The sequence below is a fragment of the Pseudomonas hunanensis genome (genome assembly GCF_013393325.1).
GTDB lineage: Bacteria > Pseudomonadota > Gammaproteobacteria > Pseudomonadales > Pseudomonadaceae > Aquipseudomonas > Aquipseudomonas putida_P.
Map to the genome: position 1 here is coordinate 22,473 of NZ_QJRC01000101.1, position 23,018 is coordinate 45,490.

The 23,018-nt window shown below is 63.0% G+C and carries 27 protein-coding genes and 1 tRNA gene; 14 read left to right on the plus strand and 14 right to left on the minus strand.

The annotated features are described in order from the left end of the window. Window positions 1-63: 63 nt before the first annotated feature. Window positions 64-153 (minus strand) — tRNA-Ser (locus DM807_RS25155). A 198-nt stretch (window positions 154-351) separates the two neighbouring features. Between DM807_RS25155 and DM807_RS25160 the strand changes: the two genes are divergently transcribed. From DM807_RS25160 to DM807_RS25170, 3 genes are all read left to right on the plus strand, one after another. Then, window positions 352-1,041, plus strand: coding sequence for a crotonase/enoyl-CoA hydratase family protein (locus DM807_RS25160; RefSeq protein WP_012271099.1), 690 nt, complete (start codon window positions 352-354; stop codon window positions 1,039-1,041). 111 nt (window positions 1,042-1,152) lie between these two features. Then, window positions 1,153-1,866: a lysophospholipid acyltransferase family protein gene (locus DM807_RS25165; protein ID WP_012271098.1), complete on the plus strand. Its 714-nt coding sequence runs from the start codon at window positions 1,153-1,155 to the stop codon at window positions 1,864-1,866. Window positions 1,867-1,934: 68 nt separating this feature from the next. Further along, window positions 1,935-2,906: a magnesium and cobalt transport protein CorA gene (locus DM807_RS25170; protein ID WP_012271097.1), complete on the plus strand. Its 972-nt coding sequence runs from the start codon at window positions 1,935-1,937 to the stop codon at window positions 2,904-2,906. A gap of 33 nt (window positions 2,907-2,939) precedes the next feature. Here DM807_RS25170 and DM807_RS25175 read toward each other — a convergent pair whose 3' ends face one another. Continuing rightward, on the minus strand, window positions 2,940-3,671 hold the full coding sequence (locus DM807_RS25175) for an amidotransferase (protein ID WP_179028110.1): 732 nt from the start codon (window positions 3,669-3,671) through the stop codon (window positions 2,940-2,942). Between the two features lie 528 nt (window positions 3,672-4,199). Between DM807_RS25175 and DM807_RS25180 the strand changes: the two genes are divergently transcribed. Continuing rightward, complete coding sequence (locus tag DM807_RS25180) at window positions 4,200-5,000, plus strand: cytochrome c (RefSeq protein ID WP_069942117.1); 801 nt, start codon at window positions 4,200-4,202, stop codon at window positions 4,998-5,000. 54 nt (window positions 5,001-5,054) lie between these two features. Here the strand turns inward: DM807_RS25180 and DM807_RS25185 are convergent, their stop codons facing one another. The 4 genes from DM807_RS25185 to DM807_RS25200 form a co-directional block, all read right to left on the minus strand. Continuing rightward, complete coding sequence (locus DM807_RS25185) at window positions 5,055-5,387, minus strand: ribonuclease E inhibitor RraB (protein ID WP_012271094.1); 333 nt, start codon at window positions 5,385-5,387, stop codon at window positions 5,055-5,057. A gap of 176 nt (window positions 5,388-5,563) precedes the next feature. Next, entirely contained in the window at window positions 5,564-5,800 is a 237-nt protein-coding gene (locus DM807_RS25190) for a hypothetical protein (RefSeq protein ID WP_060494576.1), read from the minus strand. Between the two features lie 124 nt (window positions 5,801-5,924). Continuing rightward, window positions 5,925-7,982 carry an LTA synthase family protein gene (locus DM807_RS25195; RefSeq protein ID WP_012271092.1) on the minus strand — a complete coding sequence of 686 codons (2,058 nt, stop codon included), beginning with the start codon at window positions 7,980-7,982 and terminating at the stop codon, window positions 5,925-5,927. Between the two features lie 165 nt (window positions 7,983-8,147). Then, window positions 8,148-8,339 carry a PLDc N-terminal domain-containing protein gene (locus DM807_RS25200; RefSeq protein WP_012271091.1) on the minus strand — a complete coding sequence of 64 codons (192 nt, stop codon included), beginning with the start codon at window positions 8,337-8,339 and terminating at the stop codon, window positions 8,148-8,150. A gap of 126 nt (window positions 8,340-8,465) precedes the next feature. Between DM807_RS25200 and DM807_RS25205 the strand changes: the two genes are divergently transcribed. Further along, the gene (locus DM807_RS25205) at window positions 8,466-9,404 is read left to right on the plus strand and encodes a ZIP family metal transporter (RefSeq protein ID WP_012271090.1); all 939 of its coding nucleotides are present in this window, start codon (window positions 8,466-8,468) and stop codon (window positions 9,402-9,404) included. Between the two features lie 149 nt (window positions 9,405-9,553). Here DM807_RS25205 and DM807_RS25210 read toward each other — a convergent pair whose 3' ends face one another. Continuing rightward, entirely contained in the window at window positions 9,554-10,084 is a 531-nt protein-coding gene (locus tag DM807_RS25210; protein WP_012271089.1) for a hypothetical protein, read from the minus strand. A gap of 60 nt (window positions 10,085-10,144) precedes the next feature. Further along, a complete protein-coding gene (locus DM807_RS25215) occupies window positions 10,145-10,669 on the minus strand; it encodes an ankyrin repeat domain-containing protein (protein ID WP_012271088.1) in 525 nt (174 codons plus the stop codon). A 266-nt stretch (window positions 10,670-10,935) separates the two neighbouring features. Here DM807_RS25215 and DM807_RS25220 point away from each other — a divergent pair, with 266 nt between their 5' ends. Further along, window positions 10,936-11,208 carry a DUF3509 domain-containing protein gene (locus DM807_RS25220; RefSeq protein ID WP_012271087.1) on the plus strand — a complete coding sequence of 91 codons (273 nt, stop codon included), beginning with the start codon at window positions 10,936-10,938 and terminating at the stop codon, window positions 11,206-11,208. Between the two features lie 61 nt (window positions 11,209-11,269). On the opposite strand, the gene DM807_RS25225 is transcribed toward DM807_RS25220, so the two are convergent. The 3 genes from DM807_RS25225 to aroC all read right to left on the minus strand — a co-directional run bounded on the left by DM807_RS25225 (window position 11,270) and on the right by aroC (window position 14,126). Next, window positions 11,270-11,806: an oxidase gene (locus DM807_RS25225; RefSeq protein ID WP_012271086.1), complete on the minus strand. Its 537-nt coding sequence runs from the start codon at window positions 11,804-11,806 to the stop codon at window positions 11,270-11,272. Then, window positions 11,806-12,960 carry an MFS transporter gene (locus DM807_RS25230; RefSeq protein WP_060494578.1) on the minus strand — a complete coding sequence of 385 codons (1,155 nt, stop codon included), beginning with the start codon at window positions 12,958-12,960 and terminating at the stop codon, window positions 11,806-11,808. Before DM807_RS25230 ends, DM807_RS25225 begins: the two co-directional genes overlap by 1 nt. A gap of 74 nt (window positions 12,961-13,034) precedes the next feature. Then, window positions 13,035-14,126, minus strand: coding sequence for a chorismate synthase (gene aroC / locus DM807_RS25235; protein ID WP_012271084.1), 1,092 nt, complete (start codon window positions 14,124-14,126; stop codon window positions 13,035-13,037). Window positions 14,127-14,256: 130 nt separating this feature from the next. On the opposite strand from aroC, the gene DM807_RS25240 reads away from it, so the two are divergent. Then, complete coding sequence (locus DM807_RS25240) at window positions 14,257-15,219, plus strand: alpha/beta hydrolase (RefSeq protein ID WP_060494580.1); 963 nt, start codon at window positions 14,257-14,259, stop codon at window positions 15,217-15,219. 65 nt (window positions 15,220-15,284) lie between these two features. Next, entirely contained in the window at window positions 15,285-16,067 is a 783-nt protein-coding gene (locus tag DM807_RS25245; protein ID WP_012271082.1) for a hypothetical protein, read from the plus strand. A gap of 150 nt (window positions 16,068-16,217) precedes the next feature. Here DM807_RS25245 and prmB read toward each other — a convergent pair whose 3' ends face one another. After that, window positions 16,218-17,126: a 50S ribosomal protein L3 N(5)-glutamine methyltransferase gene (prmB, locus tag DM807_RS25250; RefSeq protein ID WP_060494582.1), complete on the minus strand. Its 909-nt coding sequence runs from the start codon at window positions 17,124-17,126 to the stop codon at window positions 16,218-16,220. A 179-nt stretch (window positions 17,127-17,305) separates the two neighbouring features. Between prmB and DM807_RS25255 the strand changes: the two genes are divergently transcribed. From DM807_RS25255 to DM807_RS25275, 5 genes are all read left to right on the plus strand, one after another. After that, window positions 17,306-17,896, plus strand: coding sequence for a cysteine hydrolase family protein (locus DM807_RS25255; protein WP_012271080.1), 591 nt, complete (start codon window positions 17,306-17,308; stop codon window positions 17,894-17,896). A gap of 85 nt (window positions 17,897-17,981) precedes the next feature. After that, the gene (locus DM807_RS25260) at window positions 17,982-18,302 is read left to right on the plus strand and encodes a hypothetical protein (RefSeq protein WP_012271079.1); all 321 of its coding nucleotides are present in this window, start codon (window positions 17,982-17,984) and stop codon (window positions 18,300-18,302) included. Window positions 18,303-18,407: 105 nt separating this feature from the next. Beyond that, a complete protein-coding gene (locus DM807_RS25265) occupies window positions 18,408-18,968 on the plus strand; it encodes a Smr/MutS family protein (RefSeq protein ID WP_012271078.1) in 561 nt (186 codons plus the stop codon). Between the two features lie 70 nt (window positions 18,969-19,038). Continuing rightward, window positions 19,039-19,584 carry a GTP cyclohydrolase I FolE gene (gene folE, locus DM807_RS25270; protein WP_012271077.1) on the plus strand — a complete coding sequence of 182 codons (546 nt, stop codon included), beginning with the start codon at window positions 19,039-19,041 and terminating at the stop codon, window positions 19,582-19,584. 59 nt (window positions 19,585-19,643) lie between these two features. Further along, a complete protein-coding gene (locus tag DM807_RS25275) occupies window positions 19,644-20,015 on the plus strand; it encodes a glutaredoxin family protein (protein ID WP_179028111.1) in 372 nt (123 codons plus the stop codon). Window positions 20,016-20,084: 69 nt separating this feature from the next. On the opposite strand, the gene DM807_RS25280 is transcribed toward DM807_RS25275, so the two are convergent. Further along, window positions 20,085-20,687, minus strand: coding sequence for a glutathione S-transferase family protein (locus tag DM807_RS25280; RefSeq protein ID WP_179028112.1), 603 nt, complete (start codon window positions 20,685-20,687; stop codon window positions 20,085-20,087). Window positions 20,688-20,832: 145 nt separating this feature from the next. Here DM807_RS25280 and DM807_RS25285 point away from each other — a divergent pair, with 145 nt between their 5' ends. Then, window positions 20,833-22,023 carry a benzoate/H(+) symporter BenE family transporter gene (locus DM807_RS25285; protein ID WP_012271074.1) on the plus strand — a complete coding sequence of 397 codons (1,191 nt, stop codon included), beginning with the start codon at window positions 20,833-20,835 and terminating at the stop codon, window positions 22,021-22,023. Window positions 22,024-22,129: 106 nt separating this feature from the next. Here the strand turns inward: DM807_RS25285 and DM807_RS28210 are convergent, their stop codons facing one another. Beyond that, window positions 22,130-23,011: a methyl-accepting chemotaxis protein gene (locus DM807_RS28210; RefSeq protein ID WP_370739278.1), complete on the minus strand. Its 882-nt coding sequence runs from the start codon at window positions 23,009-23,011 to the stop codon at window positions 22,130-22,132. Between the last annotated feature and the right edge of the window lie 7 nt (window positions 23,012-23,018).

Below are 23,018 nucleotides of genomic sequence, written 5' to 3' on the forward strand. Positions count from 1 at the left end.
CCCTAATGGCCCTGAAAACAAAAAGCCCCCGAGCTTTTCAGCGCGGGGGCTCTTCGTAGAATGTGGCGGTGAAGAAGGGATTTGAACCCTTGATACGATTTCTCGTATACACACTTTCCAGGCGTGCTCCTTCGACCACTCGGACACTTCACCGTTTCTCTTCAAGCCGTGCGGCCCGTCGAGGTGCGCTAATTTAGTGAAAGACATTCCCTTTGGCAAGCACTTTTTTCAAATTTTTCATGTATTTGCATTTGAGGCGCGGTGAACGCTGACCGACCAGTCAGCCTTGCTGCTTTACCTGGCCTCTGGCGCTGGGTAACGTCGTCGCCACGCCAACAAAAGGACTCTGCCATGAGCGAGCTGATTACCTACCACGCCGAAGACGGCATCGCCACCCTGACCCTGAACAACGGCAAGGTCAACGCCATCTCGCCGGACGTCATCACTGCCTTCAACGCAGCGCTGGACCGCGCCACCGAAGAGCGTGCGGTGGTGATCATCACCGGGCAGCCGGGCATTCTGTCAGGCGGTTACGACCTCAAGGTGATGACCAGCGGGCCGAAAGAGGCCATCGGCCTGGTCACTGCCGGCTCCACCCTGGCCCGCCGCTTGCTGTCGCACCCGTTCCCAGTCGTGGTCGCCTGCCCAGGCAATGCCGTGGCCAAAGGTGCCTTCCTGCTGCTGTCAGCCGACTACCGCATTGGCGTGGAAGGCCCCTACAAGGTGTGCCTGAACGAAGTGCAGATCGGCATGACCATGCACCATGCTGGCATTGAACTGGCTCGCGACCGCCTGCGCCGCTCGGCCTTCCACCGCTCGGTGATCAATGCCGAAGTGTTTGACCCACAGGGTGCGGTGGATGCCGGCTTCCTCGACAAGGTCGTGCCGGCCGAGCAGTTGCAGGACGCGGCGTTGGCCGCCGCGCGGGAACTGAAGAAGCTGAACATGCTGGCGCACAAGAACACCAAGCTGAAAGTGCGCAAAGGGCTGCTGGAGGCGCTGGACAAGGCAATCGAGCTGGACCAGCACCATATGGGCTGACCGCACCGGCCCCTTTCGCGGGTAAACCCGCGAAAGGGGCCTACGCCAAGGTTTGCCCCAGCCAGTGCACATCCGTACACTCCCCGGCGACTGTCTGGTGTGAGCCGTACCATGCTTTATTCATTGCGCATGCTTTTGCTGGCGCTGCATTTTCTTGCCGTTGGCGCCGTGGGCCTGCTCATTGGCCTGTGCCGCCCGTTCAACCCCGACAACAGCCGCCTGTTCGCCCACCTCTACAGCTTGCCGGCCACCTGGCTGATGCGCATCAAGGTCAAGGCTGAGGTCGGCCCGCTGTGGGACCAACCGCCCGGCTGTGTGATCGTTGCCAACCACCAGTCCAACTTCGACCTGTTCGTACTGGGCCAGGTGGTGCCGCAACGCACCGTGGCCATCGGCAAGAAAAGCCTGGGCTGGATCCCGCTGTTCGGCCAGCTGTTCTGGCTGGGCGGCAACGTGCTGATAGACCGCAAGAATGCCTACCAGGCACGCAAGGCCATGCAGAAAACCACCCGTGTACTGCAGAACGACACCTCGATCTGGATTTTCCCCGAAGGCACCCGCAATGCCGGTGAGCGTTTGCTGGCGTTCAAGAAAGGCGCGTTTCACATGGCCATCGAGGCCGGTGTGCCGATCGTGCCGGTATGCGTCAGCCGCTATGCCGGGCGCCTGAGCCTGAACAGCTGGCACCCACGCACGGTGATCGTGCGCTCGCTGCCACCGATTGCCACGGCGGGCATGACCCTGCAGGACCTGCCGCAACTGATCGAGCAGTGTCGGGGGCAGATGCAGCAGTGCATTGACCGCATGGAAAACGAGCTGGCCTGATCCGGGTTGCTCTTGAGCCGGGTACAGACCAAGCTGTACCCGTGTTCAACCGGAATAAGCGGACAACCATGGGGCGAGTCGTGGCATCGGCGGTGTACAGCGCCGGCAGAAAGGTCACCAACATCAGCATCGACGAAGGCAGCGAGTGGGCCCGCAAGCCGGGGCATTTCGTGTGGATCGGCCTGGAAGAGCCCAACGCCGAGGAACTGGCCAACTTGCAGTGCCAGTTCAACCTGCACGAACTGGCCATCGAAGATGCCCTGGAAAAGCACAGCCGGCCCAAGCTTGAAACCTTCGGCGACGCGCTGTTCATCGTCACCTATTCGCCAGTGCGCCACGAGGGCAAGCTGGAGTTCATCGAAACCCATATCTTCGCTGGCAACGGCTATATCATCACCTGCCGCAACGGCCACTCCAAATCCTACGCCATGGTTCGCCAGCGCTGCGAGGCGCGGCCATTGCTGCTGGAGCATGGCGAAGACTTCGTGCTGTATGCCCTGCTCGACTTCGTGACCGAGAACTACCAGCCGGTCAGCGAGGCCATTCATGGCGAGATCGAAGAGCTGGAGCAAAGCGTGCTGGGTGGTTCGCTGCAAGAGGATGACATCCGTCGCCTGCACAGCCTGCGCCGCGATATCCTGCGCCTGCGCCGCTACGTGGCACCGATGGTGGAAGTGAGCGAAGAACTGCAGCGGCTGAACTTCCCATTCATCGACAAGAACATGCGCCCGTACTTCCGTGATGTGCAGATCCATGTGACGCGGCAGATGGAGGACCTGGCCGGCATCCGCGACATCGCCAGCCAGACCATCGAGATCGGCATGCTGCTGGAGTCGTCACGGCAGAGCATCGTGCAGCGCAAGTTCGCAGCCTGGGCGGCGATCCTGGCGTTCCCCACGGCCATTGCCGGGGTTTACGGAATGAACTTCCAGAATATGCCGGAGCTGAGCTGGCACTATGGGTACTTTGCGGTGCTAGGGGTGATAGCGGCGGGGTGCACAGGGTTGTATGCCAGTTTCAAGAAGTCGGGCTGGCTTTGAAATTGTCGGGGCCGCGTCGCGGCCCCTTTGCCATCATGCAGCGGTATCTTTGCTCGCCGGCTGCTGGATAAAGCGCAGCATCCACTCCCCCACCAGGTCGCCATGGTGCTCGGTGGCCAGGCTGGCCACAGCCTTGTGGTACACCTCGTCACCCAGGTAGTCCTGGCGCGCATCGAGCAGCGCGCGGGAGTAGTCATGCACGAACTCCGGGTGGCCCTGGAAGCACAGCACCTGGTCGCGAATGTGGTACGCCGCGTTCGGGCAGAAATCGCTGGAGGCAATCACCGTCGCGCCTTCCGGCAGCTCGGTCACCTGGTCCTGGTGGCTGATCAGCAAGGTCAGCTCCGACACCTCCGGGTCCATCCACGGCGCATGCGCCGCCAGCGAGTAGCGATGGATGCCCACGCCCCAGCCTTTCTCGGCCCGCTCGGCCTTGCCACCCAGGGTCAAGGCCAGCAATTGATGGCCAAAACACACACCCAGCAGCTTCTCACCGCGCTCGTACAACTTGAGCAGGTAGGCCTTGAGGGTTTGGATCCACGGGTCGGTTCCGAACGAATCGGCTTTGCTGCCCGTCACAAGGTAGGCATCGAACACTTCGTTGTCGGCGGGGTAGTCGCCGTTCATCACGTTATACACACGGAATTCGGCGGCGATCGGCTGACGCGAGAAGAGCTGCTCGAACATCCTGCCGTAGCCCTGATACTGCGCGGTCAACTCCGGTCGCAGGACATCGGTTTCAAGGATGCAGACGCGTAACGACATAGGGGTAGTCCTGAACGACATGGGTGGGAATCTGCTGTAGAGACTGACGCGAAAGGCACGTACAAGCAAGTAGGCTGCACTGACGAACGGTCACATTTCGTCGGTGCGCCGCTGGCACTTGCGCCACCGTCTAGCCAGAGCATGCCAGCCAGCTGGCACATGGCCTCATAGCAAAACGAAATCATTGAATCTGGCCATTAGAACAAAGGGTTCTCAAACATGGATGACGCACACCCTACTGTTGGTTGTATATCCACGTTCAAGAGGCAAGCAGTTCAGGCGCCACACTACGCTACTGCGATCGACCCGAAACGCGACAAGGAAGCCAACGGGTATTCAGGAATAACAACAAGAAGGCGGTCCGCCATGTTCAGACAATCGAAACTTCGCCAAGCTGGGCTTATTCTCTTCGCCACGACTTTGCTGCTGATCCTGCCGAACCTCACACGTTTGTTCGGCTGAGTGCAGCGGTGGCGGCAATGGCCAGCGCACAGGTAACCTGCTGACCTCGATGGTCGGAGATTACCCATGCGCCACTGCCTTGCCCTGTTAGCGTTGCTCCTGAGCCTGCCACTGTCGGCGGCGCAACTGCACCTTGAACTGGGCGTCACTACGCGCCAGTGGAGCAGCGCCGAACTGCTTGACCACCCGCAAGCCCGGGATATCAGTATCGAGCAGGACGTTTCCTACAAACGCCCCATGCGCTACCGGGCAGTGCCGCTGGCCACACTGTTGGAGGGCGTGAACGCCAGCGATCACCTGCAGGCCGTGGCGCTGGATGGGTTTGCCGCCGAGATGCCCGCCGCACCACTGCTGCAGCAAGGGCCGGCACAGGCCTGGCTGGCCGTGGAAGACCCCGGCAAGCCGTGGCCGCCACTGGGCCAGGGCAAGCCAAGCGCGGGGCCGTTCTACCTGGTGTGGACTGCACCAGAGGCCAGCGGCATCCGGCCGGAACAGTGGCCGTTTCAGGTGTTCACTCTGCGCAAACTGGCCCCGGTGGAACAGCGTTTTCCCGCATTGCTGCCCGACCCGAAGCTGCCAGCCGACAACCCTGTGCGTCAGGGCTTTGCGTTGTTTCAGCAGAACTGCCTGGCATGCCACCGGCTGAACGGCGCGGGGGACGCGCAGGTGGGGCCGGATTTGAATGTGCCGCACAACCCGACCGAGTATTTTCAACCCGCCTATCTACGCAAGTTGATACGTGACCCGCAGAGCCTGCGACGGTGGCCGCAGGCGAAAATGCCTGGGTTTGCCGAAAGTGTTTTGAGCGAGCAGGAGTTGGATGCGCTGTTGGCCTATTTGGGGCATATGGCTGGGCGCAGGCCCTGAAGGCGGTGCGTGCTTCTTCGCAGGCAAGCCCGCGAAGAAGGCAACACAATACGTTCAGGCAATGGGCCGCTCTTGCTTGACGCCCCAACCTTCCACCTCTCCCCCATAAGGTGTCACCAGCTGCTCGAATGCCTCTTCGAAGTCACCGATCCCACCATGGGTGGCGTACATGACCTTGCTCAGTTCCAGGTGCCAGGCACCGTCACCCAGTTCCTTCACCTGGGCATTGAGCGATTCCCCGCGAAACTGCCCAGCCGCACGGCGGGCCCCTGTTTCATCCGGGAAAACGGCGTAGAACTCGATGGGGTGGACCTGGGTGAAGTCGAAACCGCCTGCTTTCATCTGGCGCAGGACGTTGCTGCTGATATCGTCGTTCTGGCTGCTCATGAATCGTCCTCCTGAATAAAGCAATGGATAGACTTTCCGTGCACTACGCACCTGCCGGCAGCGGCCGGGCAGTTCGAGCTGATGCAAGACGCGAATTGATGCAGTGCCCACCCACAGATCAGGCAAGCACCTTCCACCAGCGTAGTGCCTGCAAGAGCACCACGCAAACGTGTGGCTCAGAGCGCTTCGTGGATGCTGGTGATGGTCACGCCGCTATGCTCCTTGAGCCAGCGGGCGGTCGGGGAAATGGTGCGGTCCTGGAAGTCGTTGAGGTCCAGCTCGTCCATCACCGGAAACAGGTGCGAACGAATGGCCCGCGCGGCGTCCTCTTCGCTGGGACAGTGCTCGGCCCGCAGCGTCATGGTGGACGGTTCGCCTTTCTGATCGGCAAAGATGACTTCCCACTCTTTCATTGAACGAGCCCTCTCAATTCAAGAACACCAGTTGGGTGATGCCTGAATAAGTGACCTTGGGGCTGAAGGAATGTTCAGTCCGCTTTAGCCGCGAATGGGCCGCATAGCGGCCCGGTTTACGGCCTTACTTAGGTGTGCCGTGCACGACACCGGCGGTGTTATCCAGCAGGCTCTTGGTCGCGGTCTGGATATACGCTTCCAGCTTCTTGAGCATTTCCGGCTGGTCTGGGCTTTCGATCAACTCGGCCTTGAACTCGCTGCCCAGCTGGTAGCGGTACATGCGCGGGGACATGTCCTTGGACTCGATCAGGATGCGGTCGCCCTGCACCAGGCCGACGATCTGTTCGCTGCCCGACGGTTTGATCATGCCAACGCCCTGGTCGCCCTCAGGCAGGTTGAGCAGGTCACGGCCCCAGCACTGATGACGGGTCTGGCCGCCCAGGCGGCCCATGATGGTCGGCACAATGTCGACCTGGGTACCCACCGTGTGGTTGACCGCACCAAACTTCTCCTGAATGCCCGGGGCAATCAGCAGCAGCGGCACGTTGAACCGGCCAAGGTCCAGCTCGGTGACCTGCTGGTGGTTGCCAAAGCCATGGTCGCCGACGATGACGAACAGGGTGTCCTTGAAGTAAGGCTCTTTACGCGCCTTCTCGAAGAACTGGCCCAGCGCCCAGTCCGAATAGCGCATGGCGGTCAAGTGCTCGTCCAGGCGGCCCTGGCCAGTCACCTTCTCTACCGGCAGGTCTTTGGGCAGCGCATAGGGCGTGTGGTTGGACAGCGTCTGCAGCAGCGCGTAGATCGGCTTCTTGCCGTCGTGCTTGGCCAGCTCCTCGTTGCCGCGGTCGAACATGTCCTGGTCAGACACACCCCAGGTCGGGTCGGAGAACACCGGGTTCACGAAGTCGTTACGGCCGATGAAGGTGGTCATGCCCTGGTTACCGAAGAAACCGGACTGGTTGTCCCAGGCAAAGTCGCCGTTGTAGACGTACACGTCGTCGTAATCACGGGCGCTGAGCAAGGCCGGCAGGCCAGACAGCTTGTGGCCGCCTTCCGGGGTCTGCATCAGGTATTCGAAACCTGGCAGGTTGGGGAAGCAGGCCATGGTGGCGAACATGCCCTGGTGGGTATGGGTGCCATTGGAGAAGAAGCGGTCGAACAGCAGGCCCTCTTTGGCCAGCTTGTCGAAGTACGGGGTAATGTTGTTGGGGCTGCCCAGCGCGCCTACCGAGTGGCCGGCGAAGCTTTCCATCAGGATCACCACCACATTCTTGATCGGCAGGGTGCGCTCAGCCGGCGGCACGAAGTCGCGGCGGATGGCTGCCTCGTCGGCATCGACCAAGGTGTCGTTGGCGGTCAGCAGTTGCTCGCGCACGCTTTGCGTGGCCACGTTCTGCTCCAGCACCGGCTTCCAGATATTGGCGCGGTCCTCGCCGAAGCGGCTCTTGGCAGCGTCGATCAGGGTCAGGGTGCCGTTCAGGCCCAGCTGGTTGACGAAGTTGGAGTCGGTGGTGAAGGCATCCCCCCAGCGCATCGGTGGGCCCTGGCGCAGGGTGCCACGGGCAGCGACCACGGCCACCAGCAAAATCACCATGAACACCGCCACGCGCTTGTACCACGGCGCCACGCGCTGCAGGCCATCGCCACGGGTCGCGCGGTCGATACCTTTGAACAGCAGGCTCAGCAGCCAAGTGCCGAAGGCCCAGGCCAGCAGGTAGCGCACCACCGGGAAACCGTACCAGAGCATGCTCATGACGGTTTTCGGGTCTTCCTTGATGTACTGGAACACCAGGCCGTTCAGGCGCTGGTGGAACTCGCGGTAGAAGTCCATTTCCATCAGGCCGAGGAACATCACCACGCTCGAGGCGAGGGTCAGCCAGAAACGGAACACGCCGCGCCGCGCCATGGCCCAAGGGCTGAGGATGGCCAGCAGCAGCGGAATGCTGATGTACACCACCACCCGCAGGTCGAAGCGCAAGCCGTTGACGAAGCCTTCGGCGACGGTCGAATAAGGGGTCTCGCCGATCATGTCGCTGTTGTAGACCAGCAGCGCCAGGCGCACGAGGCTGAGCATCAGCATGATCACCAGGCCGCTGAGCAGCGTGTAGGCCAGGTGGGATTTCAGGGTCGGCGAAAGCGACGTTCGCGCGCCCTGTTGCTTCAAGGCGTCCGTGTTAGCCATGAATGGGAAGGTCCTAGGATTGCGGTTTGCGAAGAGGCGGTGGCGCTAGACCAACGCAGCATTGTGCGGGTGCGGATTCTGTTTAAACCAATGTGAAAATTTTGTCACGGCCCCATTACCGCTTATGTCTGTTTCACCGCACCCGCAGCGAGCAACTCACATGGCTCAGATCCGCACATTCCCCCGCGGCCCGGCAATCGCCCAGATCACCAGCCCTACCACCGGCAGCAGGGCAATGAGCAGTATCCACAACACCTTGATGCCCACCTCGCTGCCACTCTTGATCACATTGAGGATGGCCCAGATGTCCAGCGCCAGAATGATCAGCCCGACCAGGCTGTTGAATGTAGACCCCATGCCTAAACTCCTGTCCAGAGGCTTTGCTGCACAGCATAGTCAGCTATCGCGCCAATAGAAGGGAATCCTTGGCGATTGGCGCAGGTCCCTGAGTAGACTGCCAGTATTCATTGATTCGAGGTTCGCATGCCCCCCGCCCATAGCCAAAGCGCCGCTCCCTCCTCACTGCTGCACGCCTGGCGCCAGCAGGTTACCAGTACCCCTTGGCTCAGCGCCGGCCTGGGGCTGAGCCTGCTGGCCGTGTGCGTGCTGCTGGCCGCCAGCTTCTGGAACGCAGTGAACGGCGACCATGCCGACAACCTGCACCTGGCCGTACTGGGCGGGCTGTCCGGTTTTGGCGCCACCGCGCTGGGCGCGGTGCTGGCGGTGGTGCTGCGCGATGTCAGCGCGCGTACCCAGGACGTGATGCTGGGCTTTGCCGCCGGCATGATGCTGGCCGCCAGCTCGTTTTCGTTGATTCTGCCGGGCCTGGACGCTGCCCGCGAGATCACCGGCAACGGCCCGGCTGCGGCGTTTACCGTCGTGTTGGGCATGGGCCTGGGGGTGCTGCTGATGCTGGGCCTGGACCGTTTCACCCCACATGAACACGAAAGCACCGGCCCGTGCGGCCCCGAAGCCGAGCGCATCAGCCGAGTCTGGTTGTTCGTGCTGGCGATTACCCTGCATAACCTGCCTGAAGGCATGGCGATTGGCGTGAGCTTTGCCAACGGCGATATGAACATCGGCCTGCCGCTGACCAGCGCCATTGCCATCCAGGACATCCCCGAGGGGCTGGCCGTGGCGTTGGCCTTGCGTGCCACGGGCCTGTCGAACCTGAAGGCCGCGCTGGTGGCGATAGGGTCGGGGCTGATGGAGCCGCTGGGGGCGGTGATCGGGCTGGGGATCTCGACCGGCTTTGCCCTCGCCTACCCCATCAGCATGGGGCTGGCGGCGGGGGCCATGATCTTTGTGGTAAGCCACGAGGTGATTCCCGAAACCCACCGCAACGGGCACCAGACAGCAGCGACCCTGGGGTTGATGGGTGGGTTTGCGGTGATGATGTTCCTGGATACCGCATTAGGCTGAGGCTAAACACCGGCCTGTAGGAGCGGCCTTGCGTCGCGATGGGGCGCGAAGCGGCCCCAGCATTTTCAGCTTCGCCGCATAAAATGCCGGGGCCGCTTCGCGGCCCTTTCGCGACACAAGGCCGCTCCTACAAGGAACCGCGCCAGGCTTTAGATGTGTACGGCGACTTTCAGGGCTTCCAAGGCCGGCTCGACCTTGATGCCCAGCTCTGCTCCCAGCTCCAGCACCCGCGCCAGGTCGTTCTGCCCCACCATCACCATCTGCAGTTCGTCGTCCAGCAGTTGGCTGAAGTTCAGCAGCACATAACCACCGGCCTCCTTGTTCAGCGCGCCCATCTGCACCTGGATGCGATTGAGCGCGGTCAGTGGCTCGGTACGGGCCAGCTGCTTGGGCTTGAGGGTAAACGGCACGCTGTTGTCGAACGAATCGCTGATCTGCTGGAACAGGTCCTGATAGCTGTCGGCCTGGAACACCACGGTGTCCGGCAGGCTGCCCAGCACCACCCATTCGCCCAGCGGGATCGGGAAGCTGTCGTCGTAATTGATATCAGGGTTGGCGGCCAGGAAGGCGACAGGGTCGGCGTAGGCCTCGGCGGCCTCGGCGGCGATGCGCTCGATGTCTGCCTCGCGCATGCAGCCGGCGCCAATGAGGCTGATGAATTCGAGCAACTGAGTTTTCATGAAAGGGGGCCTGCGACGGGTGAAAAGTCGCCAAGGATAGCCGCAAATGCCCCCAGGCGGTTAGCCGGCCAGCGCTTGCAGGCGTGCGGCGGCGTCCACCGCGCCCATGGTCTGGGCCGCCATCAGCGCCGTGGCGCCGCGTGCATCCTGGCGCGCCGGGTCGGCGCCCTGGGCCAACAAGTAGTCGATGATTTCGCTGCGGTTGAACATGGCTGCCAACATCAGCGCGGTACGCCCATCCTGCGCGGCGGCATCCACTGGCACACCGTGCTCAAGCAACAGGCGAATCATCGCCAGATCCCCCTTGAACGCTGCACCGGCAATAGGCAGTTGGCCGTTGTCGTTGGCAATCAATGGGTCGGCACCTTGCGCCAGCAACACGCGCACCGCGTCATGCTGGCCATGGTAACTGGCCAGCATCAGCAGGGTGTCGCCCTTGTGGTTACGCAGGTTGGGCGGCAGGCCACTGGCAAGCAGGCGCCCGAGCATGTCGGCGTCGCCCTGACGGGCACGTTCGAACACCTGCTCGGCGAATGCAGCGGCTTCGTCATCGTTCATGGTGGCGGGTGCGGTTTGGCTGGACATCGGGAACCTCCTGGCATATTTGATTGCCCAAGTTTTCGTCAGGCATGCCATTGCGGTCAAAGGTTCAGATTCTATAGGGCCGATAGGCAAATCCCGACCCGTGCAAAATGCACTGTGCAAAATGCACGACCATGCAGCCTGCACGATGCCGCTTCCGTAAATAACCCGTAAGAGCCTGTATTTACTGGGCTTTTCGCTAATCAGCGTTCTGGCACGGTCACTGCAACCATCAACTCACGTCTGCCCTACAACAGCCAGGAGTTGATATGGACCTCATCCAGCAAAAGTTCGTTTCGGTATTTTCGGCCTATCAGGTGAATACCCAAGCCCGCCCCGATGGCGGTGTGCTGCTTACCCTGCGCGCGGCGGATGGCAAGGTTACCCGCCGGGTGCTGACCTATGGGCAACTGCACAGTGCCGAACAGCTGTCCTGGGCGATCAGTGCCATCCGTCGCGACTTGGCCGAGCAGGCCAGTGAGTTGCCGGTGATTACCATGCTGCAGAGCCAACAGCGGTTTGCCTTGCCGACCTACCGTTGAATTTGAAACTGCCTGACATGGCCTCTTCGCGGGCTTGCCCGCAAAGAGGTCGGTAGGGCCACTACAGTTCGTCAATCCCCAAAAACGCCCGTGCAGCCACATCCCCGGTGAACCGCGCCTGCACGCCCTGCTCGCTGCCGTACAAGCGCAACGCCAGGCAAAACGGCGTGTCGCCCAGCTCAACCCAGCGGCGCGTCCCCGCCGGTATCACAAGCTGGTCACCTTTCTCGCACAGCACCGAATACACCCAGCCGCCCAACCGCAGGCCCACCTGCGCACGCCCTCCGACCACGGCAAACACCTCGTCGGCGTCATGCACATGCTCATCGCGCACATCGACCTGTACCGGGTCCTCACCGTCACGGTTCAACAGCACGAACGCCTTGCTGCCATGCCCCGTCATCAACTGGTCCAGGTATACACGGCAAGCGCCCAGCACCTCATCCTGGGCCGTACCGGGGCGCACCCGCAGGCCATGCTCGGCATGGGCAAAGCGCACTCCGTGCTCGGCCAATGTGGCAGCGATGTCATCGTGGTGAGTCAGCACCTTGTTCGGCAGTGCCGGGCTGTCGGGGTGGAAAACGCTGAGAATACTCATCAGGGGCGGGTCCTGGTCGATTGCGAACGAAGGGCAATGATAACGGCTGCGGCCAAGGCTGCGGCACTGGCCATACCAAAGGTGAAGGTGGGGCCCAACAGCTTCCAGCTGTAGCCTGAGTACAACGCCCCCAGCGCACCGCCGGTACCCGACAGCGCCGCGTACAGCGCCTGGCCCTGGCCCTGCTGACGGGCGCCGAAGCTGGCCTGCACAAAGGCAATGCTGGCGGCATGGAAGCAGCCGAAAGTGGCCGCATGCAGCAACTGGGCGAATATCAGCACGGCCGGCTCACCTGCCAGATTGCCCAGCAACAACCAGCGTATGGCCGCCAGCAGGAAGCTGGCCAGCAACACCCGCTGCACGCTGAAACGGGCGAACAGGCGGCTCATGACCATGAACATCAGCACCTCGGCCACTACCCCCAGCGCCCACAACAGGCCAATGGCACCGCGCGTGTAGCCCAGGTGCTCCAGGTGCAGGGTAAGGAACGTGTAATACGGCCCGTGGCTGAGCTGCATCAACGCCACGCAGGCGTAGAACGCCAGCACCCCCGGGGCACGCAACTGCTGCAGGAAGCCACCCGCGCCGCTGCGCTCGCCCTGCTCCAGCGGCTGGGCATTGGGTACCCACAGGCTGGCGGCGACGATGCCAGCCATGATCGTGACCAGCGCCACCGGGTAGATATCCAGGCTCAGCCATTCGAACAAGCGGCCCAGGCCAACTACCGTGAGAATGAAGCCAATCGAGCCCCACAGGCGCACCTGGCTGTAGCGCGACGTTTGCCCGTGCAGGTGGGCCAGGGTGATGACTTCGAACTGCGGCAGCACCGCATGCCAGAAGAACGCGTGCAGGGCCATCACCAGTGCCAGCCAGGCGTAGCTTTTGCCGAAGAAGATCAGGGCGAAGGTGGCCAGTGTCGACAACGCGCCCAACCGCACGATCAACAACCGCTGGCCGGTACGGTCGCCCAGCCAGCCCCACAGGTTGGGGGCGATGCAGCGCATCAGCATGGGGATGGCCACCAGCTCGCCGATGCGTGCCGGGGAAAAACCCAGGTGGTCGAAGTACAGCGCCAGGAAGGGGGCGGTGGAGCCTAGCAGGGCGAAGTAGAACAGGTAGAAGCTGGACAAGCGCCAGTAGGGGATGGGCTGCATGAGATAGCCTTGTGGCGACCTGCATCGGCCTCTTCGCGGCGGTTAGACGCCGCGAGGAGGCCGGCACGGGTGGATCAGAGCTGGCCCAGCACCGGGGTATTCACCTTCACATCGGCATTTTGCGCGCGGTGGCGCAGCAGGTGGTCCATCAGCGCGATGGCCATCATCGCCTCGGCGATCGGCGTGGCACGGATGCCCACGCACGGGTCGTGGCGGCCTTTGGTGATGACGTCCACCGGGTTGCCGTCGATATCGATCGAGCGGCCTGGGGTGGTGATGCTGGAAGTGGGTTTCAACGCCAGGTGGGCAACGATCGGCTGGCCCGAGGAGATGCCACCCAGGATGCCGCCAGCGTTGTTGCTGAGGAAGCCTTGCGGGGTCAGCTCGTCACGGTGTTCGGTGCCGCGCTGGGCAACGCTGGCGAAACCGGCGCCGATTTCCACACCTTTGACCGCGTTGATGCTCATCAGTGCATGGGCCAGTTCCGCGTCCAGGCGGTCGAAGATCGGCTCACCCAGGCCAGGCATGACACCTTCGGCGACCACGGTGATCTTGGCGCCCACCGAGTCCTGGTCACGGCGCAACTGGTCCATGTAGGCCTCAAGCTCTGGCACTTTGTCCGGGTCGGGGCTGAAGAAGGCGTTCTGCTCCACCGATTCCCAGGTTTTGAACGGGATTTCGATCGGGCCCAGCTGGCTCATGTAGCCGCGCACGGTGATGCCCTGGCTGGCCAGGTACTTCTTGGCGATAGCACCGGCCGCCACGCGCATGGCGGTTTCACGGGCCGAGCTGCGGCCACCGCCACGGTAGTCGCGAACGCCGTACTTGTGATGGTAGGTGTAGTCGGCGTGGGCCGGGCGGAACAGGTCCTTGATGGCCGAGTAGTCCTTGGACTTCTGGTCGGTGTTGCGGATCAGCAGGCCGATCGAGCAGCCGGTGGTGCGGCCTTCGAACACGCCGGAGAGGATTTCCACCTCGTCGGCTTCCTGGCGCTGGGTGGTGTGACGGCTGGTGCCGGGCTTGCGCCGGTCGAGGTCGTGCTGCAGGTCGGCGAGGGAAATTTCCAGGCCCGGTGGGCATCCATCGACAATGGCGACCAACGCCGGACCATGGCTCTCGCCAGCGGTGGTGACAGTGAACAGCTTGCCGTAGGTATTGCCGGACATGGACGCTCCGCGAGATCTGCCTGAAATGGACGAAAAGCAGGCAGTATACAGATGGATGGGTTGTCTGTGCTGGCCTTCGAACCTTCCCGCAAACATTGGGTCAAAGCACCATCTCCCCATGTAGTACCGCATGATGCCGCGCCTCGTCGCTTTCCTCTTCCTGCTGTGCACCGGCCTGGCCCAGGCCGCCGCACCCACCGTACTGCAACGCCCGATCGACCTGGACACCGGCCAAGGCGTGTTGCACGGCAGCCTGCTGCTGCCACAACAGGCCACGCCGCCGCCGGTGGTACTGATCATTGCCGGCTCCGGCCCCACCGACCGTGACGGCAACAACCCGGCCTCGGGCAGGGTCGACAACCTCAAGCGCCTGGCCCTGCTGTTGGCCAACGAGCACATCGCCAGCGTGCGCTACGACAAGCGCGGCGTGGCCGCCAGCCAGCCGGCCACACCTGACGAGCGTGACCTCAGCGTGGAGCGCTATGTAGCCGATGTGGTCGCCTGGAGCCACAAGCTCAAAGCCGACCCGCGCTTCGGCCCGCTGATCCTCATCGGCCACAGCGAAGGGGCACTGATCGCCAGCCTGGCCGCCGAACAGGCCGGTGCCAGCGCGGTGATCACCCTGGCCGGCAGCGGCCGGCCTATGGCCGACGTATTGCGCGAGCAACTGGCCCTGCGCCTGCCCCCGGCGCAACTGGCCGGTGGCAGCGCCCTGCTCGACCGCTTGCAGGCCGGGCAAACCAGCCTCGAAGTGCCGGCCCCCTTGCGCCAGGTGTTTCGCCCCAGCGTGCAGCCGTACCTGATCTCGCTGTTCCAGCAAAACCCGGCAGCCGCCTTTGCCCGCCTGCCCATGCCCGCGCTGATCGTGCAGGGGCGCAACGATGTGCAGGTGGACGTGGCAGACGCCCAACGGCTGAAGGCGGCCAAGCCGGACGCGCAGCTGGTGCTGATCGACGGCATGAACCACATGCTGCGCATCAGCCCCAAAAGCATGAGCCAGCAGCGCGACAGCTACCTCAACCCCGAACTGCCGCTGGCGCGCGAGCTGGGTGAGCGAATTGTGACGTTCATCCAGCATTTGCCTTCGGCGTGAGGCAATGGGGCTCAGGTCTCGGGCAAGCCTGCCGATACAGCAGGCATAGCCGAGGACAAGCCCTGATGACCATCGCCCCCGCCGCCGTAGAGCCGGCCGAAGCCCCCCAGGAAAGCCCCGCCCTGCCCTGGGCCGAGCTTGCCGCCGAACACTTCCAGCTGCTGCGCCTGGCCGCACTGCCCACCGACCGCAGCACCGGCGCCCGGCCGCTGCGCTTTGTGCAGTTCGGCTATGCCGAGCGCCATGACAAGGCGCACAGCCTGCTGCGCATGGAAATCCAACTGCCCGGCCAGAAGGTGCACAAAGAGCAGAACCGCCTGGACATCCGTGTCGACCATGCCGAGCGCCTGGTGCGCATTGGCAATGAGCATGGCCTGCAACTGGAACCCGTGAACCGTGGCATCGGCCGCTTCATGCTGGCCCAGGCGGCGCAGTGGCTGCAGCGCAAATGGTCGCACTACCAGGTAGTGGGCATGGCGTTGCCGAGCAAGGATGCGCTGAACGAAGACTCCCGCCTGCGCCGTGACAACTGCCTGCGCGGGGTAGGTATCGAGGTGGAATACGAGGACAGCCAGCACCTGAAGGGCCGTACCGTGGACATGACCGTCGGCCAGCTGAAGGCCGCCTGGAGCAACGAGCGCCTGCAGCGGGTTGACATTCTGGATGCTGCCAACCTGTTGCAGCAGGCGGACCAGCAGTTGCAGGAAAAAGAAGCGCAACTGCGCGAGCGCGATGAGCGGGTGGCCAAGTACCACCGCGAAGACAGCGGTTTGCGCTTCACCATTACCTGCCTGGTGGCGTTTGCGGTGTTTCAGGCAGGGTTGTTGATCTGGATTGCCACCCGCTGAGGCCGCTTCAGCCGGTGGGGATTGGGGCCGCTTTGCGGCCCATCGCGACACAAGGCCGCTCCTACAGGGGCAGCGTAACCTTGGGGGAAACGCGTCTGCCTGTAGGAGCGGCCTTGTGTCGCGATGGGCTGCAAAGCAGCCCCAAATGGGTCAGACCCGGGCCTTGAACAATTCCTGATGCTGGCGGCACTGCTCGGCAGTCAGCATGAATACCCCATGCCCACCGTGCTCGAACTCCAGCCAGGCAAAGTCCACCTCGGGGTACAACGCCTCGACATGCACCTGGCTGTTGCCCACTTCGACAATCAGCAAACCTTTGTCGGTCAGGTGGTCGGCCGCTTCGGCCAGCATCCGCCGTACCAGGTCCAGGCCGTCGTTGCCGCAGGCCAGGCCCAGCTCGGGCTCGTGGTGGTACTCGGCCGGCATGTCGTCGAAGTCTTCGGCATCGACATACGGCGGGTTGGACAGGATCAGGTCGAAACGCTGCCCCGGCAAACCGCCAAAGCCATCGCCCTGCACGGTATACACGCGGGTGTCCAGGCCATGGCGCTCGATATTCTGGTTGGCCACTTCAAGGGCCTGGAACGACAAGTCGGCCAGCACCACCTCGGCCTCGGGGAACACCTCCGCGGCGACGATGCCGATGCAGCCCGAGCCCGTGCACAGGTCGAGAATGCGTGCCGGCTCGCTGGCCAGCCACGGCTCGAAACGTTTTTCGATCAGCTCGCCAATCGGCGAACGCGGCACCAGCACCCGCTCGTCGACGATGAACGACATGCCGCAGAACCAGGCCTCGCCCAGCAGGTAGGCGGCCGGCACGCGTTCTTCGATACGGCGTTTGAGCAGGTGCTGCAGGCGTACCCGCTCGTCGTCCTCGAGCATGCAATCCAGGTAGCTGTCGGCCACCTCCCATGGCAGGTGCACCGCACCGAGCACCAGCAGGCGGGCCTCGTCCCAGGCGTTGTCGGCACCGTGGCCGAAGAACAGGTCGTGCTCGTGGAAGCGGCTCACCGCCCAGCGGATGTAGTCGCGCAACGTGCGCAGACGGGATGTGATCACGGGGTACTCCTATTTCAGACCGGACAAAAGTCTAACAGTCCCACCCGCACATTTGTTCGTTTGCCTTGCCCAAAGGCTAGCCACAGGCCAGTAACCATGCCGCTTGCGTTGTCAACCATTCCCATTGGCGTCAAGGCAGGGGACAATAGGTATACAAAAGCCCTTCCAAGGAGCCCTTGATGTCCGTTCCAACCACGATGTTCCGCCTCACTGGCCGCGACTACCCGCCGGCCAAGCTGAGCCACGCCAGCCTGATCATCATCGATGCGCAAAAGGAGTACCTCAGCGGTCCCCTGCAGCTGTCGGGCATGGACGAGGCCGTGGCCAACATCGCCAGGTTGCTCGACGCCGCGCGTAAAAGCGGCCGTCCGATCATCCATGTTCGCCACCTGGGCACTGTCGGTGGCCGCTTCGATCCACAGGGGCCGGCCGGCCAGTTCATTCCGGGGCTCGAGCCACTGGAAGGCGAAATCGTCATCGAAAAACGCATGCCCAACGCATTCAAGAACACCCAACTGCACGAAACGCTGCAGGCGCTGGGCCACCTGGACCTGATCGTCTGTGGTTTCATGAGCCACTCCAGCGTCAGCACTACCGTTCGCCGCGCCAAGGACTATGGTTACCGGTGCACCCTGGTGGAAGACGCCTCGGCCACCCGCGACCTGGCCTTCAAGGACGGGGTGATCCCGGCCGCACAGATTCACCAGTGCGAAATGGCCGTGATGGCCGACAACTTCGCTTGCGTGGCACCCACCGCCAGCCTGATCTGAACCACTGGCAAGACCGCCCGGCAGCCGGGCGGAACCCGATGGGCGGCAGCAGGTCGAATTCCGGATATCCACAGAGGAGAGCGGAATGAAGCTTAAAGGCAGTTTCGACGCCAAGCGCCTGCGCACGCGCGAGCCGCGTAACTGGGGCGCCCGCCTGGCGGCCGGCCTGTCGGCGCTGCTGGCGACCCTGGGCGTGCTGCTGGCCATGGCCGGCTTTGCCGGCCTGCTGGGCAACTACCCCGCCCTGCAGGAACTCAATGCCAACAAACCGCTGTCCAGCATCCTTACCGGGGCTGGGTTGCTGCTGCTATGGCTGGGCGTGCGCTTCTGGCGGCGCAGCCGTATCCGTTTGCGCCGCGGGCGGGAATTGAACCTGTCGCCGCACCTGATGAAAAAACACGACTGACAGCTACGCTGCGGTCGCGCCCCTTGTGGGAGCGGCCAATCAGACCCGACATGGCTGCACAGGGCCCCACAGTCGCGTAAACTACGCCGCCTACGTGGAGGCATCATGCAAGACGACGATTTTTCCCTGTTCAAGGCCGAAGTGCGTGGCGTAAAGCAAATCCGCCACGACCGCGCCGAAGTCGGCAAGCCCAAGGCCGACCGCCAGAAACTGGCTGGCCTGCGCCAGGCGGCGACCGTGCGCAGTGACAAGGCCCTGGTCATCGACGGCATGTCCGACCTGTTCGTCATCGACGTAGGCGCCGAAGACGAACTGATGTGGCGCCGCGACGGCGTGCAGGAAGGCCAGCTGCGCAAGCTCAAGCTGGGGCAGATCCCGTTCGAGGGCAGCCTCGACCTGCACGGCATGACCGTGGAAAAGGCCCGCGAAACCCTGTGGGACTTCATCGCCGAAGCCACCAAACTGGAAGTGCGCTGCGTGCGGGTGACCCACGGCAAGGCCGCACGCCTGGATGGCAAGCGCCCGATGATCAAGAGCCACGTCAACACCTGGCTGCGCCAGCACCCGCAGGTGCTCGGTTTTGCCTCCTGCAGCGCCCGCCATGGCGGCACTGGCGCGGTGTATGTGATGCTCAAGCGAACCATGCTCGAAGGCCGCGACGAGTAACGCCGCGCTTGCAGCGCCGCCCTCACCGCCGTACCCTTCGTTTTTGCGATTTTTTCCCACAGGTAGATCCATGTCCCTGGAACAGAACTACACCGAGATCCTCAGCCAGATTGGCGAGGACGTCTCCCGTGAGGGCCTGCTCGACACGCCCAAGCGGGCTGCAAAGGCGATGAAGTACCTTTGCCGCGGTTATGAGCAAACACTGGAAGAGGTCACCAACAACGCGCTGTTCAGCTCTGATAACAGCGAAATGGTGCTGGTCCGGGACATCGAGCTGTATTCGATGTGCGAACACCACATGCTGCCGTTCATCGGCAAGGCACACGTGGCCTACCTGCCCAAGGGCAAGGTCCTTGGCCTGTCGAAGGTGGCGCGCATCGTCGACATGTACGCCCGCCGCCTGCAGATCCAGGAAAACCTCAGCCGCCAGATCGCCGAAGCCGTGCAGCAGGTTACCGGTGCCGCCGGTGTGGCCGTCGTGGTCGAAGCCAAGCACATGTGCATGATGATGCGCGGTGTCGAGAAGCAGAATTCGACCATGATCACCTCGGTGATGCTGGGTGAATTCCGCGAAAACGCCGCCACCCGCAGCGAGTTCCTCAGCCTGATCAAGTGATTGGCTGCTGACCCCGAGCCGACCCCTGCGGGTCGGCTTTTGCATTTCAGGAGTTGCCCATGATCGTCAAAGCCCTGCGGGTTGGCCTCGGCCAGCTTATCGTCTTCGGTGACTGGATCAGCCGCCCGGCCAAGCGCAAGCGTGACGCCGCCGCCCAGGCCCGCGTCGAGCAAGCGGCCAAGGGCCTGGCGCTGTACCAGTTCCATGCCTGCCCGTTCTGCGTCAAGACCCGCCGTACCCTGCATCGCCTGAACGTGCCGGTGGCGCTGCGCGATGCCAAGAACGACCCGGCGCACCGCCAGGCCCTGCAGGAAGGTGGCGGCCGGGTGAAAGTGCCGTGCCTGCGCATTGAAGAAGCCGGCAAGGTGACCTGGATGTACGAGTCCAAGGCCATCATTGCCTACCTGGATGAGCGGTTTGCTTCGGTCTGACAGGTCGTAGCTTTCTTGTATCGGCCTCTTCGCGGGCAAACCCGCGAAGAGGCCGATACAAGCTGAAGATCATCCCACCATCGGCACATGCCGTGGGTGGCTGCTGACCCGCTCCAGCCAGGCCCTTACCGCCGGGTAATCGGCCAGGTCGAAACCGCCCTGCTGCGCCACATGGGTGTAGGCATACAACGCCACATCGGCAATCGAGTATTGCTCACCCACCAGGTACGGCGTCATCTGCAGCTGCCGCTCCATCACCTTCAGCGCCTTGTAGCCGCCCTTGTGCAGCTTGCGGTACTCCTCCAGGCGCTCGTTGGGCAGCCCCAGGTAAAACTGGATGAACCGCGCCACGGCGATGTACGGCTCATGGCTGTACTGCTCGAAGAACTGCCACTGCAACACCTGCGTGCGCAGGCGCGGCTCGCTGGGCAGGAACTCGCTGCCATCGGCCAGGAAGTTGAGAATGGCGTTGGACTCCCACAGGTAGCTGCCGTCCTCCAGCTCCAGTACCGGCACCTTGCCGTTGGGGTTCATCGCCAAAAACTCGGGCGTTTCGGTCTCGCCCTTGAGGATGTCCACCGGGTGCCATTCATACGGCCGACCCAGCAAGCTCAACATCAGCTTGACCTTGTAGCAGTTGCCCGACTGGTAGTCGCCATAGACCTTGTACATCGCCCCTCCACTGCCAAGCAGTTTTGCAATTGCGCCCAATAGTTGGTGACTGTACGGCTAAATGCAATGGCCGCTGTATGGCAAGGATCAACCTTGCGCGCTGTAGTCTGAAAAAACTGCTTACACCTTTACAAGGATTTTGTTCATGACCGATGCCACCTCCGCACGCCTGCGGCCCCTGGCAGACACCTCTCCGTCGGCTGTGGTTGCAGGCTTCATTGCCATGCTCACCGGCTACACCAGTTCGCTGGTACTGATGTTCCAGGCCGGCCAGGCGGCCGGGCTGACCACTGCGCAGATTTCGTCATGGATCTGGGCGCTGTCCATCGGCATGGCGGTGTGCAGCATCGGCCTATCGCTGCGCTATCGCACCCCCGTCACCGTGGCCTGGTCCACCCCGGGCGCTGCCTTGCTGATCACCAGCCTGGGCGGGGTCAGCTATGGCGAAGCCATTGGCGCCTATATCACCTGTGCCGTACTGGTCCTCATCTGTGGCCTGACCGGCAGCTTCGAGCGCCTGGTCAAACGCATTCCGGCCTCGCTGGCCTCGGCACTGCTGGCGGGCATCCTGTTCAAGATCGGCAGCGAAATCTTCGTCGCCGCCCAGCACCGCACGTTGCTGGTGCTGGGCATGTTCTTCAGCTACCTGCTGGTCAAGCGCCTGTCGCCACGCTACTGCGTACTGGCCGCGCTGTTGGTGGGCACGGCATTGTCCGGCGCGCTGGGCCTGCTGGACTTCAGCGGCTTCCACTTGGAAGTGGCCAAACCAGTATGGACCACACCCAGCTTCTCGCTGGCGGCAACCATCAGTATCGGCATTCCACTGTTCGTAGTGGCCATGACCTCGCAGAACATGCCCGGCGTGGCCGTGCTGCGTGCCGACGGCTACCAGGTGCCCGCCTCGCCGCTGATTTCGGCCACCGGCTTTGCCTCGCTGCTGCTGGCGCCATTCGGCTCGCATGGGGTCAACCTGGCGGCGATCAGCGCAGCGATCTGCACCGGGCCGCATGCCCATGAAGACCCGAGCAAACGCTACACCGCGGCGGTGTGGTGCGGGATTTTCTACGGCATTGCCGGGGTGTTCGGGGCGACCTTGGCGGCATTGTTTGCGGCATTGCCTAAGGAGCTGGTGCTGTCGATTGCCGCACTGGCGCTGTTTGGTTCGATCATGAACGGGCTGACCGTGGCCATGAGCGAGGCGCGCGAGCGTGAGGCGGCGGTGATTACCTTCATGGTCACGGCTTCGGGGTTGACCCTGTTCTCGATAGGCTCGGCGTTCTGGGGGATTGTGGCGGGGGTGCTGACCTTGATGATCCTGAATCCGCGCAGGGGATGACGGTAGAGAGGCGCTGGGGTTGAGATCGAGCGCCGCCCGCGCGGCGCTCGATCTCAAAACCCACAAAGCACTTTGAACCTGGCACCTGGCACCTGGCACCTGGCACCTAAAGCCTGAAATGCCCCACCATCCCTTTCAAATCAGCCCCCAACTGCGCCAGCTCCACACTCGACCGGGCATTGTCCCGCATCGCCAACGCCGCCTGATCCGCACTGCCGCGAATCTGCGTGACGCTACGGCTTATCTCCTCCGCCACCGAGCTCTGCTGCTCGGCCGCCGCGGCGATCTGCTGGTTCATCTGCTGAATCAATGACACCGCCGCGGCAATGCTGCCCAGCGCACTTTCCGTCTGCAGCGCATCGGCCACCGCCAGGCGCACCAGCTCGGCACTGCCACGGATCTGCGCCACCGATTGCTGGGCATTACCGCGCAGGCTGGCGACCAGTGTCTCGATCTGCTCGGTGGATTGCCGGGTACGCCGCGCCAACGCGCGCACCTCATCGGCCACCACGGCGAAACCACGCCCTTGCTCACCGGCGCGAGCTGCCTCGATGGCGGCATTGAGCGCCAACAGGTTGGTTTGCTCGGCCACGCTCTTGATCACTTCCAGCACGTCGCCGATGGTGTGAATTTCGGCACTGAGGCTGTCGATGCCAGCGCTGGCGGTTTCCGCCGCCGCCGCCAACTGCTCGATGCGCTGCATGCTCTGGCGCACCACCTGCTGGCCGGTGTCGACTTTCTCGTCCGCTGCCTGGGCCGCTTGCGCCGCCTCTTCGGCATTGCGTGCCACATCGTGCACGGTGGCGGTCATCTGCTGCATGGCGGTGGCGACCTGCTCGGTTTCTTCCTTCTGGCTGCCCACCTCGCGATTGGTCTGCTCGGTCACCGCCGACAACGCCTGGGCGTTGCCAGCCAATTGTTCGATGCCCTGCTGCAGGCCGCTGACAATACCCGAAAGCCCCGCCGCCATCTGCTGCATGGCCTGCATCAGTTGC

Excerpts from the sequence above, each read along its gene's own strand:
- DM807_RS25175 (WP_179028110.1), bottom strand. The coding sequence starts at position 3,671 with ATGTCGTTACGCGTCTGCATCCTTGAAACCGATGTCCTGCGACCGGAG.
- DM807_RS25265 (WP_012271078.1), top strand. The coding sequence starts at position 18,408 with ATGCAAGACGACGATTTTTCCCTGTTCAAGGCCGAAGTGCGTGGCGTA.
- DM807_RS25260 (WP_012271079.1), top strand. The coding sequence starts at position 17,982 with ATGAAGCTTAAAGGCAGTTTCGACGCCAAGCGCCTGCGCACGCGCGAG.
- DM807_RS25280 (WP_179028112.1), bottom strand. The coding sequence starts at position 20,687 with ATGTACAAGGTCTATGGCGACTACCAGTCGGGCAACTGCTACAAGGTC.
- folE (WP_012271077.1), top strand. The coding sequence starts at position 19,039 with ATGTCCCTGGAACAGAACTACACCGAGATCCTCAGCCAGATTGGCGAG.
- DM807_RS25170 (WP_012271097.1), top strand. The coding sequence starts at position 1,935 with ATGGGGCGAGTCGTGGCATCGGCGGTGTACAGCGCCGGCAGAAAGGTC.
- DM807_RS25245 (WP_012271082.1), top strand. The coding sequence starts at position 15,285 with ATGACCATCGCCCCCGCCGCCGTAGAGCCGGCCGAAGCCCCCCAGGAA.
- DM807_RS25230 (WP_060494578.1), bottom strand. The coding sequence starts at position 12,960 with ATGCAGCCCATCCCCTACTGGCGCTTGTCCAGCTTCTACCTGTTCTAC.
- aroC (WP_012271084.1), bottom strand. The coding sequence starts at position 14,126 with ATGTCCGGCAATACCTACGGCAAGCTGTTCACTGTCACCACCGCTGGC.
- DM807_RS25255 (WP_012271080.1), top strand. The coding sequence starts at position 17,306 with ATGTCCGTTCCAACCACGATGTTCCGCCTCACTGGCCGCGACTACCCG.
- DM807_RS25210 (WP_012271089.1), bottom strand. The coding sequence starts at position 10,084 with ATGAAAACTCAGTTGCTCGAATTCATCAGCCTCATTGGCGCCGGCTGC.
- DM807_RS25195 (WP_012271092.1), bottom strand. The coding sequence starts at position 7,982 with ATGGCTAACACGGACGCCTTGAAGCAACAGGGCGCGCGAACGTCGCTT.
- DM807_RS25215 (WP_012271088.1), bottom strand. The coding sequence starts at position 10,669 with ATGTCCAGCCAAACCGCACCCGCCACCATGAACGATGACGAAGCCGCT.
- DM807_RS25180 (WP_069942117.1), top strand. The coding sequence starts at position 4,200 with ATGCGCCACTGCCTTGCCCTGTTAGCGTTGCTCCTGAGCCTGCCACTG.
- DM807_RS25190 (WP_060494576.1), bottom strand. The coding sequence starts at position 5,800 with ATGAAAGAGTGGGAAGTCATCTTTGCCGATCAGAAAGGCGAACCGTCC.
- DM807_RS25205 (WP_012271090.1), top strand. The coding sequence starts at position 8,466 with ATGCCCCCCGCCCATAGCCAAAGCGCCGCTCCCTCCTCACTGCTGCAC.
- DM807_RS28210 (WP_370739278.1), bottom strand. The coding sequence starts at position 23,011 with ATGCAGGCCATGCAGCAGATGGCGGCGGGGCTTTCGGGTATTGTCAGC.
- DM807_RS25275 (WP_179028111.1), top strand. The coding sequence starts at position 19,644 with ATGATCGTCAAAGCCCTGCGGGTTGGCCTCGGCCAGCTTATCGTCTTC.
- DM807_RS25225 (WP_012271086.1), bottom strand. The coding sequence starts at position 11,806 with ATGAGTATTCTCAGCGTTTTCCACCCCGACAGCCCGGCACTGCCGAAC.
- DM807_RS25200 (WP_012271091.1), bottom strand. The coding sequence starts at position 8,339 with ATGGGGTCTACATTCAACAGCCTGGTCGGGCTGATCATTCTGGCGCTG.
- DM807_RS25220 (WP_012271087.1), top strand. The coding sequence starts at position 10,936 with ATGGACCTCATCCAGCAAAAGTTCGTTTCGGTATTTTCGGCCTATCAG.
- DM807_RS25285 (WP_012271074.1), top strand. The coding sequence starts at position 20,833 with ATGACCGATGCCACCTCCGCACGCCTGCGGCCCCTGGCAGACACCTCT.
- DM807_RS25185 (WP_012271094.1), bottom strand. The coding sequence starts at position 5,387 with ATGAGCAGCCAGAACGACGATATCAGCAGCAACGTCCTGCGCCAGATG.
- DM807_RS25160 (WP_012271099.1), top strand. The coding sequence starts at position 352 with ATGAGCGAGCTGATTACCTACCACGCCGAAGACGGCATCGCCACCCTG.
- DM807_RS25240 (WP_060494580.1), top strand. The coding sequence starts at position 14,257 with ATGATGCCGCGCCTCGTCGCTTTCCTCTTCCTGCTGTGCACCGGCCTG.
- DM807_RS25165 (WP_012271098.1), top strand. The coding sequence starts at position 1,153 with ATGCTTTATTCATTGCGCATGCTTTTGCTGGCGCTGCATTTTCTTGCC.